Origin of the sequence: Halomonas sp. MCCC 1A13316 (assembly GCF_014931605.1) — a bacterium.
Lineage (GTDB): Bacteria > Pseudomonadota > Gammaproteobacteria > Pseudomonadales > Halomonadaceae > Halomonas.
Map to the genome: position 1 here is coordinate 3333786 of NZ_CP053382.1, position 10774 is coordinate 3344559.

General features: G+C 67.3%; 11 protein-coding genes. 5 read left to right on the forward strand and 6 right to left on the reverse strand.

Going from position 1 to position 10774, the window contains the following annotated elements:
* Positions 1-2 precede the first annotated feature (2 nt).
* Genes truD through HNO52_RS15450 form a run of 5 tightly spaced genes read right to left on the reverse strand, consistent with a single transcriptional unit; the run spans position 3 to position 3828 of the window.
* Positions 3-1067: a tRNA pseudouridine(13) synthase TruD gene (gene truD, locus HNO52_RS15430; protein ID WP_197566122.1), complete on the reverse strand. Its 1065-nt coding sequence runs from the start codon at positions 1065-1067 to the stop codon at positions 3-5.
* Complete coding sequence (ispF, locus tag HNO52_RS15435) at positions 1064-1552, reverse strand: 2-C-methyl-D-erythritol 2,4-cyclodiphosphate synthase (protein ID WP_197566123.1); 489 nt, start codon at positions 1550-1552, stop codon at positions 1064-1066. Before ispF ends, truD begins: the two co-directional genes overlap by 4 nt.
* The gene (gene ispD / locus HNO52_RS15440; RefSeq protein ID WP_197566124.1) at positions 1553-2302 is read right to left on the reverse strand and encodes a 2-C-methyl-D-erythritol 4-phosphate cytidylyltransferase; all 750 of its coding nucleotides are present in this window, start codon (positions 2300-2302) and stop codon (positions 1553-1555) included.
* Positions 2295-2636: a cell division protein FtsB gene (gene ftsB / locus HNO52_RS15445; RefSeq protein ID WP_197566125.1), complete on the reverse strand. Its 342-nt coding sequence runs from the start codon at positions 2634-2636 to the stop codon at positions 2295-2297. The genes ispD and ftsB overlap by 8 nt, the downstream gene beginning before the upstream one ends.
* A gap of 58 nt (positions 2637-2694) precedes the next feature.
* The gene (locus tag HNO52_RS15450; protein ID WP_197566126.1) at positions 2695-3828 is read right to left on the reverse strand and encodes a GNAT family N-acetyltransferase; all 1134 of its coding nucleotides are present in this window, start codon (positions 3826-3828) and stop codon (positions 2695-2697) included.
* 199 nt (positions 3829-4027) lie between these two features.
* On the opposite strand from HNO52_RS15450, the gene edd reads away from it, so the two are divergent.
* From edd to HNO52_RS15475, 5 genes are read left to right on the forward strand one after another with little or no spacing between them, the layout of a single operon-like run.
* Complete coding sequence (gene edd / locus HNO52_RS15455) at positions 4028-5914, forward strand: phosphogluconate dehydratase (RefSeq protein ID WP_197566127.1); 1887 nt, start codon at positions 4028-4030, stop codon at positions 5912-5914.
* Positions 5911-6876, forward strand: a complete 966-nt coding sequence (gene glk, locus HNO52_RS15460) for a glucokinase (RefSeq protein ID WP_197566128.1) — start codon at positions 5911-5913, stop codon at positions 6874-6876. Before edd ends, glk begins: the two co-directional genes overlap by 4 nt.
* Before the next feature lie 13 nt (positions 6877-6889).
* On the forward strand, positions 6890-7891 hold the full coding sequence (locus tag HNO52_RS15465; RefSeq protein WP_197566129.1) for an aldose epimerase family protein: 1002 nt from the start codon (positions 6890-6892) through the stop codon (positions 7889-7891).
* Complete coding sequence (locus tag HNO52_RS15470) at positions 7888-8763, forward strand: aldo/keto reductase (RefSeq protein WP_442907059.1); 876 nt, start codon at positions 7888-7890, stop codon at positions 8761-8763. The genes HNO52_RS15465 and HNO52_RS15470 overlap by 4 nt, the downstream gene beginning before the upstream one ends.
* Before the next feature lie 31 nt (positions 8764-8794).
* The gene (locus HNO52_RS15475) at positions 8795-9763 is read left to right on the forward strand and encodes a carbohydrate kinase family protein (protein WP_197566131.1); all 969 of its coding nucleotides are present in this window, start codon (positions 8795-8797) and stop codon (positions 9761-9763) included.
* A gap of 4 nt (positions 9764-9767) precedes the next feature.
* Here the strand turns inward: HNO52_RS15475 and cra are convergent, their stop codons facing one another.
* Entirely contained in the window at positions 9768-10766 is a 999-nt protein-coding gene (gene cra / locus HNO52_RS15480) for a catabolite repressor/activator (RefSeq protein ID WP_197566132.1), read from the reverse strand.
* Positions 10767-10774 lie beyond the last annotated feature (8 nt).

The window sequence follows — 10774 nt, forward strand, 5'->3', positions numbered from 1 at the left end:
GATTAGCCCTCTGCCGGTAGCGTCAAGGTTGGATGTTCGATGAGTTCGCGCAGCACCGCCGTGGCGAAGCTGCCGCGCGGCAAATGAAAATCGAGCCGCGCCACGCTTTCCTCTATCTCGAGCCGTGGCTGGTCCAGGCGCATGCGCAAGGCCCGCCGCGCCATTTTCACGCCGGCCTGCTCCAGGCCAAGACAGAGCGTTTCATGGCGCTCGGCGACGGCACGCTCATAACCTTCGGCTTCGCCTGCGACTAGTGAGTCGCCTACCCCCCACAGCATGCCGGAAGGGTGCAGGTCGAGTCTGTCGGCCCGCTCGCTCAGCTCGGCATCGACGACCTCCACGGCAAATTGGCTCGCGGTGCCGTCGAGCATCGCCACGTCACCTGGTACCAGCCGGCACCAATTGCCTTCCGCCAGGCGCATGGCAGCGAGTTCGTTGAAAAGATAGCTGCGAGCGGTGGAAAGCAGCATGCCCTCGCGATCGTCGCGCTTGCGCCAGCCGCGCGCCAGCACGGCACGTGCACGCGCCAGGTTGCGCCCGCCGGGTCCGAAACGCTGCGGGCCGAACAGATTGGGCACGCCATGGCGACACAGCCAGACCCAGCGCGCCTCGAGGTCGTCGCTGATCGCCTCTCCCGAGATACGCAGCGAGAAGCGATTGGCCCGGTGCACGCCGCGTTTGAGCTTGCGCGGATGGCGCACCTGCTCGTGAACCCGCACCCCGCAACCGGTCAACTGCTCGGCCAGATCCTCCGGCGCCTGCTGCCCCGGCAGGTGCACCGAGAGCCACTGGCGGGTCACGGCAACGCGATCCTTCATCCCCGAGTAACCGACGGCCCGGGTCGGCACCCCGCAGGCCCGCGCCAGGTGGCGCACCACCTCGAGAGTGGTAAGCCCGCGTTTCTCGATCCACAGCCAGAGATGCTCGCCGTGCCCTTCGGGGGCGAAGCCGAGGATTTCCTCGACCACGAAGTCCTCGGGCGTGGCGCGGAACTCGCCTGCGCGCGGGGGGCCGAATTCGGAGACGCTGGCAAGTGGCCAGCCGTCCGGCCGGCAAGATTCGCTCAAGTGGTAGCCCCTTCGCGCGTCAGCAGCACCACGGCCTCGGCGGCGATGCCCTCGCCGCGGCCGGTGAAGCCCAGCCGCTCGCTGGTGGTGGCCTTGACGTTGACGGCGTTCAGGGCAAGTTCGAGGTCCTCGGCGATGTGCCCGCACATGGCGGCAACGTGGGGTGCCAGCCTGGGTGCCTGGGCAATCACCGTGGCATCGACGTTGCCGACCCGATAGCCCGCCTCGCGCACCAGCGTCAGCACATGACGCAGCAGGGCACGGCTGTCGGCGCCAGCCCAGGCCGGGTCGGTATCGGGAAAGTGACACCCGATGTCACCCAGGGCACAAGCGCCGAGCAGTGCGTCGCTGATGGCATGCAACAGGACGTCGCCATCGGAGTGGGCAACGAAACCGTGATCGAAGGGAATGGCAACGCCACCGATCATGAGGTGGTCGCCAGCGCCGAAACGATGGACGTCGAAGCCATGGCCAATGCGCAGCATTCAGGGAGTCTCCTCGTGCATGTGTCCGGGTCTCGACAAGGGCTCTTCCCGCTGAGCGGCCAGGATATGGCCCGCCAGTGCCAGATCCTCCGGGTGAGTGATCTTGATATTGTCGCGCCGGCCAGGCACCAGCCGTGGCGACAGGCCCAGCGCCTCTACTGCCGAGGCCTCGTCAGTGATCTCCGCGCCGTGCATGCGCGCCTCGTCCAGCGCCCGGCACAGCAGGCCATAGCGAAAGCCCTGAGGCGTCTGCGCCTGCCACAGCCCGACGCGCGGCTCGGTGTGGGCCACGCAATCCTGGCCATCGTCGCGCTTCATGGTGTCGGCTACGGGAGTTGCCAGCAGCCCACCCACCGGGTCCTGCCTCAGGGCAGCATGAAGGCGCGTCAGATCGGCGACCCTCACGCAGGGCCGCGCCACATCGTGGACCAGCACCCAGTCGTCGTCGTCCGCCTCGTCGGCGATGGAGGCCAGCGCCAGTCGTACCGATTCTGCCCGCTCGGCCCCGCCCGGGCTCCGCCGCCACTCGGCGAAGGGCACCCAGGCCGAATCAAAGTGAGCATCGTCGGGGTCGAGGCACAGGCACAGCCGCGCTGCGGGAAAGGCAAGATGCAGCCGCGCCAGCGTATGCGCCAGCACCGGTCGCCCGGCCAAGCCCAGGTATTGCTTGGGCAGCCCAGCCCCCATGCGTCGCCCACGGCCCGCCGCGGGCACTACCAGCCACAGGCGCTCAGCGCTGTACTCACTCATTCGGCGCTCCCGTTCGAGCGCGGACCGGGGATGTCGCACCGTCCCCGCCCTGCTCTGTCACCACGCCAGGCACCCAGTAGAACTGTTCGTCGGTTCGCACCATGCCGATGTCGCTGCGCGCTCGCTCTTCAATGGCATCGAGCCCCGTCTTGAGGTCGACGACTTCGGCCGCGAGTCGTGCGTTGCGGTCGCGCAGTGGCTTGTTGTCATTGTCGAGCAGCTCTACGCGTTCGCTTATCACGCGCAGCTCATGCATGCCGCCGTCGCCCAGCCACAGGCGATACTGCAGCAGCGCCAGCAGCAGGAGCAGTGCGATGGCAAGCCACTTGAGCATCGGCTGACGTCCTCATGATTCTGAATGGCCGGCATTATGCCATCTTCCCCAGCCCGTCTCACGCCTTGAACGGCAGGGCGCGCTCGGCTGCCCGACAGTAAGCGTCGACGTGGTCACGCTCCTCGTCACAAAAGCGTGCCAGGGCATCGCGCAGCCTTGGATCGGCGACATGGTGCAGCGAGCGCAGCCGCCTGGGAGCGAAGCCCCGCGTGAGCTTGTGTTCACCCTGCGTGCCGGGATCGAAGCAGGTCAGCCCGTGGGCCAGGCAGTGCTCGATGCCCTGGTAGTAACACGCCTCGAAGTGCAGGCAGTCGGCCAGCACCTCGCTGCCCCAGTAGCGCCCGTAGAGGGTACGGCTGCCCTGCAGGCAGAGCGCAGCGGCCACCGGCTGGTCGTCGAGGCGTGCCTGTATCAACAGCAGCGTTTCCGGCATGGCGTGGTGCAGACGACGGAAGAAATCGAGGCTGAGATAGCCGTGACGACCGCGTTCGAGATAAGTGATCTCGTAGCAGCGGAAAAAGTGCTCGAGGTCGCGCTCGCCGATCTCCTCGCCTGCCAGACGGTGCAGGCTCAGGCCCTGCTCGGCTACCCGCCGGCGCTCGCGACGGATCGTCTTGCGCCGCTTTGCCGTCAGGCCGGACAGAAAGCCCTCGAAGTCGCCGTAGCCAGTGTCCTGCCACTGAAACTGCACGCCGTGACGCACCAACAGCGCAGGCCGAGCCGCGAGCCAGGCGTCGACCTCGTCATCCGCGGCGAACAGCAGATGCCAACCCGACAGCGTACTGTCCTCCCATGCCTCGGCCAGCACCTCCCGCGCGGCCAGCGGGTCGACATCGACTGCCAGCGCCAGCCGTGGCCCCGGCACCGGGGAGAACGGGATCGCCGTGAGCCCCTTGGGATAGTAACGCCCACCGGCGCCTTCCCAGGCATCGGCCCAGCTCCAGTCGAACACGTATTCGCCGTAGGAGTGGTACTTGTGATAGTGCGGCATGACACCCACCAGGGCGTCGCCACGCCACAGCGTCAGATGATTCGGCACCCAGCCGGTCGAACGGCCTACCGCCCCGCTCGCTTCCAGTGCATGCAGGAATTCATGACGCAGGAAGGGATGGTCATCGCCGATCAGCGCATTCCATGGCGTAGCCGCCACCGCTTCGATGGCAGGCAGCCGCTTGAGAATCAGCTCGGACATGGCGTTCCTGTCAGGAAGGTAACCGAAGCGTCGGCTGACAACTCGCCGACGGCCGCCTACATTGTGCCCAGACCCACCAACTCTTTTCCATCGCCGTAATAAAACTACTTACTTTCGGCCAGGCGCCTTCAAATTTGCCATGCGATGGGAGACAATTGTGTAAATTTACATCCATCACCCAACGACGCGAGGTGCTCTCATGGCTCGCCCCACCGCACTAAACCCCACCGTCGAGCAGGTGACCGACCGTATTCGCGAACGTTCGCGCGGGCGTCGCAAGCTCTACGAGGCGCACATGGCCGCACAGCACCAGCAGGGCGTGCATCGCGGCGAGCTTTCCTGCGGCAACCTGGCCCACGGCTTTGCCGGCTGCGATCATGCCGGCGACAAGGACCGCCTCAAGCTGACCAACAGCGCCAACCTGGGGATCGTTTCGTCTTATAACGACATGCTCTCGGCCCACCGACCGTTCGAGAGCTACCCCGAGATCATCAAGCAGGCCGCCCGTGGCATGGGCAGCACCGCTCAGTTCGCCGGTGGCGTGCCGGCCATGTGCGACGGCGTCACCCAGGGTATGCCGGGCATGGAATTGTCGCTGTTCTCGCGCGACGTGATCGCCATGGCCACCGCCGTGGCGCTCTCCCACAACATGTTCGACGCGGCCCTCTACCTGGGTATCTGCGACAAGATCGTGCCGGGGCTGTTCATCGGCGCGGCGCGCTTCGGCCACCTGCCGGCGATGTTCGTTCCCGGCGGCCCCATGCCCAGCGGCCTGCCCAACGACGAAAAAGCCCGCGTGCGTCAGCTCTACGCCGAGGGCAAGGCGGGGCGTGATGAACTGCTCGAAGCCGAGTCGCGCTCCTATCACAGTCCCGGCACCTGCACCTTCTATGGCACCGCCAATTCCAACCAACTGATGATGGAGATGATGGGCCTGCATCTGCCCGGCGCCTCTTTCGTCAACCCGGGTACGCCGCTGCGCGAGGCGCTGACCCGCTACGCCGCGGAGCAGGCGGTACGCAATACCGAACAGAGCGGCAACTACCGCCCCTTTTACAAGCAGATCGACGAGCGCGCGATCGTCAACGCCATGATCGGCCTGCTGGCCTCGGGCGGCTCGACCAATCACACCCTGCACCTGGTGGCGATGGCCGCCGCGGCCGGCGTTACCATCGATTGGGACGACTTCACCGCGCTCTCGGCGGTAGTGCCGAGCATGACGCGAATCTACCCCAACGGTAGCGCCGACGTGAACCACTTCCAGGCCGCCGGCGGCATGAGCCTGCTGATCCGCGAGCTGCTCGATGCCGGGCTGCTGCATGGCGATATCCCCACCGTATTCGGCACCGACCTCACCGCCTATACCCAGGAGCCGTTCCTGGAGGACGACAAGCTGGTCTGGCGCGAAGGGCCGACGGAGAGCCTCGATCGCGACGTGCTGCGCCCGGTCTCCGATCCTTTCGCTCCCACGGGCGGACTGGTGGTGCTCGATGGCAACCTCGGCCGCGGCGTGATCAAGGTGTCGGCCGTCAAGCAGGCCAATCGGATCGTCGAAGCGCCGGTGCGTATCTTCGACGACCAGAACCAGGTCAAGGCCGCCTTCGAATCCGGCGAGCTCGACCGCGACGTGGTGGTAGTGGTGCGCTTCCAGGGGCCCAAGGCCAACGGCATGCCCGAGCTGCACAAGCTCACGCCGTTCCTCGGCGTGCTGCAGGACCGCGGCTACAAGGTGGCGCTGGTCACCGACGGGCGCATGTCGGGCGCCTCGGGCAAGGTACCCGCCGCCATCCACGTCACGCCGGAAGCCATCGACCGCGGTCCGCTGGCGCGACTGCGCGACGGCGACGTGGTGCGTCTGGACGCCGAGCGCGGCGAGCTGACCGCCGTGGTCGACGCCGGTGAGCTCGCCGGCCGCAGCGTCATCGAGCCCAACCTGGAGCGCTATCACTTCGGCCTGGGCCGTGAGCTGTTCGGCAGCTTCCGTCATCTGGCGGCTGGCGCCGAGCTGGGCGCCGGCGTGTTCGGCGGCTTCGAGGCCGAGGTCCTGTCGCGAGAGCTGGAGAAGATCGAGCAGGAGGACCAATGACGCGACCGGCCCTGATCGGTGACATCGGTGGCACCAACGCCCGTTTCGCCCTGGTCACTCCCGGCGAGTTCGAGCCCCACGACATTCTGACGCTGCCCTGCGCCGACTATCCCGGCCTGGTCGAGGCGGTAGGCGACTACCTGGCACGGGTCGGGCTGGATGCCGATGCATCGCCGCGCGAGGCGTGCCTGGCCTTCGCCTGCCCCATCGGCGACGACCGGGTAACGATGACCAACAACCACTGGTCGTTTTCCCGCCGCGAAGCACAGGCAGCGCTCAGCCTCGAGCGCTTAAAGGTCATCAACGACTTTACCGCCCAGGCCTTGGGCGTACCGCACCTGGCACCCGACGAGCTGGTCGAGATCAAGCCGGGCGTGGCGCGCGAACACGCCGCCTGCCTGGTGATCGGCCCAGGCACCGGGCTCGGCGTGGGGGGGATCTTTCCTGGTCTTCGAGCCTGGATTCCGCTGTCCACCGAGGGCGGCCACGTCACCTTCGCCCCCACCGACGAGCGCGAGCAGAACCTGCTGCGCCATTTCCGCAATCGCTATGGACGGGTTTCGGTGGAGCGCATCCTTTGTGGCCAGGGCCTGCTCGACCTCTACCTGGCGCACTGCTCGTTGAAGGGCGCCAACCCTGCCTATCAGACGCCGGCCGAGGTCACCGCCGCCGCGGGCGGCGATATCATCGCCCGTGATACCCTGCTGCGGTTTCTCAAGATTCTCGGCGACGTCTGCGGCGATGCGGCGCTGACCATGGGCGCGCGCGGCGGGGTCTATCTGTGCGGTGGCATCCTGCCGCGGCTGCTGGAGTGGCTGCCGCAGAGTCGCTTCGTCGAAGCATTCACCGCCAAGGGCCGCATGAGCGATTACACCCGCGCCATCCCGGTACAAGTGGTGACTGCTCCGTGGCCGGGATTGCTGGGCGCCGCCGAGGCCCTGCGCAACGAAGAAGTGGAATGACGAAGGAGAACGAATGATTCCGCAAAGCCTGCGAGCCCTGCTCGACGAAACCGACGGCCAGCGCGAGTGCGAATGGGCCGGCCGCCGTGTATGGCTGGCACGCGAACCCTGGGGAGAGCTGGCCGTCTGTCTACAGGGCGCTCAGGTACTTCACTTTTTACCTGTGTCCGGCCCCGCGAAAGCCGATGGCTCGCTCCCCAACGCGCCCGAAGCCGCGCGTAGCGCAGTCGACGCCGCGCGCGACAGTGGCGCCACTCCCAGCCCGGGCGAAGGCGAAGAGGTGCTGGTTCCAGGCGGCTGGCTATGGGTCACGCCGACCCCGCAGGCGCTGCCCGGCGCCGTTCGCGGCGGCATTCCGCTGTGCTGGCCCTGGTTCGCCGACGAACGCGGCGCCGACGAGAGCCCGGATCGCTCCGGCCCCATGCACGGCCCGGCGCGCAAGGCGCAGTGGCGTCTGGAAGCAGTCGATGAGCATGAGGGGGGTGTCGAGCTGCATCTCTCGCCCAGCGAACGCCTGCACAGCCAGCTGATTCCTCGCGCCGTAATCCAGGCCAACGCCAGGCGCCTGCACGTGGAGCTGATCACCGAGCATGTAGGCGAGACGCCGATCAAGCTCAGCGGCGCACTGCACAGCTATCTGGCCGTGGCCGACAGCTTCGCCTGCCGCGTCGAAGGGCTGAGCGGTGCGCGCTATCTGGACAAGTTGGCCGGCTTCGCCGAGCGTGACCAGCAGGGCGAACTGGCCGTGCGCGGCGGGCTCGACCGCATCTACCACAGCAATGCCGAGGTGATTCTCGACGACGGCCAACGCCGCCTGCGCATCGCCCGCCAGGGCAGCGATTCGGCGGTAGTGTGGCACCCGGGCGATGCTCCGCCCGACGATACCTCGGCCCAGGCCGCTCGCGGCTTCCTCTGTGTGGAGTCGGCCAATACCCGCCTCGACCCGGTATGGCTGGTACCCGGCGCACAGCACCTGCTGGGGACCACCCTGTCGTGCGAGGCAGACACACTGTGAGCGCCGCCACATCGATCGAAGCGCCTTTCCTGCTGGGCATGATGCGCCTGCATGAAGTGGTCGAACTGCACTCACCCTTGCGGATGGCCGACTGGATCGAGGCACGCCTCGACGAGGGGCTCATCTGGTTCGATCACGCCGATATCTACGGCGACAACCAAGGCGAAGCGCTATTCGGCGCTGCCCTGCGCGCCCGCCCCGCGCTCGCTGAACGGATCCGGGTAGTCACCAAGGCCAGCATCGTCGCGTCCGTGCGAGACGCCTCACCGTTCGGCGTCAAACATTACGACAGCTCACCGGAATATCTCACCCAGAGCATCGATGCCTCTCTGACTCGCCTAGGCGTCGAGCGTCTCGACCACTTCCTGCTGCACCGCCCCAGCCCGCTGATGGACGCCGAAGCCACCGGCCGGGCGCTGGACGCTGCCATCGCCGCCGGCAAGATCGCCGCCGCCGGGGTCTCCAATTTTCTGCCAGCCCAATGGCGTCGCTTGCAGGCAGTCATGCAGCACCGTCTGTCAGCGCATCAGCTGCAACTTTCGCTGGACCACACCCAGCCGCTTTTCGACGGTACTTTCGATGCCCTGGTCGGCGACGGCCTGGTGCCGCTCGCATGGTCACCCCTGGGTGGCGGGCGGGTCTTCGAGAGGCCAGCCGAGCGACTGCTGGCCGAGCTCGCCGAGGAGCGCGACATGACCCCGGCCGGGCTGGCGCTGGCTTGGCTGCGTGCCCTCCCAGGCCGGCCGCGCCCCGTAATCGGCAGCCTGCGCGCCGAGCGCATCGCCGCGCTGCACGCCGATGCCCGGGAAGAGCTGGATCGCCCCACCTGGTACGCCCTGCTCGAGGCCGCCCGTGGCCACGAAGTCGCCTGATCGGGCCGATACTGACAACTGAGGAGTCCACATGACATCCGTGATCGCATTCGGTGAAGCCCTGGTCGACATGCTCTCAAGCAGGCTCGGCGACCAGAGCAGCGACGCCCCCGAGACCTTTACGCCCTATGCCGGCGGCGCGCCGGCCAACGTGGCGGTGGCCTGTGCGCGGCTGGGCGTGCACAGTCGCTTTCTCGGCATGCTCGGCGAGGACCACTTCGGCGACTTCCTCGCCGCGGAACTTGCCGCCCACGGCGTCGACCTCTCCGGCGTGGTCCGCACCCACGAGGCGCGCACGGCACTGGCCTTCGTTTCACGCGATGCCGACGGCGAGCGTACCTTCGACTTCTACCGCCCGCCCGCCGCCGACCTGCTCTATCGCCTCGAGCACCTGCCAGCCGGCGTATTCGCAGAGCCCGCCATCGTTCACTTCTGCAGCAACAGCCTCACCGAGCCCGAGATCGCCGACACCACCCTTGCCATGGCCGATATGGCGGACCGAGCCGGCTGCCTGGTCAGCGTCGATGCCAACTTGCGTCACAACCTCTGGCCCAGCGGTTATGCCGACATCGCCCTGGTCACTCAACTGATCGACCGCGCCGGGCTGGTCAAGCTGTCGACCGATGAGCTTGACTACCTGCGCGCCGACCACCCGACCGACGCCTGGCTGGCCGAGCGGCTCGCCGCCGGCGTCAGGCTGCTGGTGATTACCGATGGCCCGGGCGAGGTACGCGCCGTGGGTGTGGGCAAGGAGCTGCACCATACCCCGCCGAAGGTCGAAGCGGTGGATACCACCGCCGGCGGCGACGCCTTCATCGGAGGATTACTGGCCGAGCTCGCCGGCCGCCTTGAGGATCCGGAAGGGGTTTGGCACCAGGACGAGAGCTTCCTCAAGCGCGCCCTGGGTACCGCAGCCAATTGCGGCGCCCACGCAGTGACCCGCCCCGGCGCCTATGCCGCCCTGCCCGATCGAGAGGATCTGGCCCGACTGCGGGGCTAGGCAATCATGATGCGAGCCTGACCGGCAGCCGGCGCCTCAGGGTCCGCGGCACGACCTGCTGCCCCACGCGATAGTCGCCCTGCGACGCCGCCAGAGCACAGGCCAGCGCCATCGACGCCATGCGGTCGTGGTCCTGCACCGCCGAATTGACTGGCAGGGGCAGAAAATCCAGCAGCCGGCTGTCGCCGAAGGTCGCCATGCGCAGCGTCTGCGGCAGGCCACCCTCTTCCAGCAGCATGTCGAAGACACCGTCGAGCAGGGTATAGGAGGCCGTGACCACGGCATCCGGCAAGCCGTGGCGATCGAGCAGTTGGCGCATCAGTTGCGCACCATCGGCTCGATCGTAGCGCTCGGCGCCATAGACCAGCGCTTCGGCGTCATGTCGTGCCAGCGCCTGCTGGAAGCCGGCCCGCCGCTCACGGCTGATGGAAAGCGCCGGCACGGCATCCAGCCAGGCGATACGCTTCACCGAGTCGTCGAGCATCGAGCGGGTCAGCTGTTCGGCGGCTTCGCGGTCGTTGCTCACCACGCTGGCGAAGCGCTGCGGATCGAAGCCGCGGTCGACCGCCACTACCGGCAGGCCACCCTGCAGCAACTCCTTGTAGAAGGGATCATCCATCGGCAGGCAACTGGCGGTAATCAGTACCTCGCAGCGCTGCGCGCGCAGCGATAGCGCCAAGTCACGCTCGGTATCCGGCTGGTCGTCGGAACCGACGATCAACAACTGATACCCCTGTTCGCGAGCACCGCGCTCCAGCCGCTTGGCCAGACGCGCATAGCTGACGTTCTCCAGGTCGGGAACGATCAGCCCCAGCGTACGGCTCGAGCCGCGCCGCAGCCCCGCAGCCTGGGCATCGACCCGGTAGCGATGCTCCCGCACCACTGCCATCACCTTGTCGACGGTGTCCTGGCTGATTCGCCGCTCGGCGGCCTTGCCATTGATGACGTAGCTGGCGGTAGTGCGCGAGACCCCGGCCAGTCGGGCGATTTCGGCTAGTGTCATGGTATCCC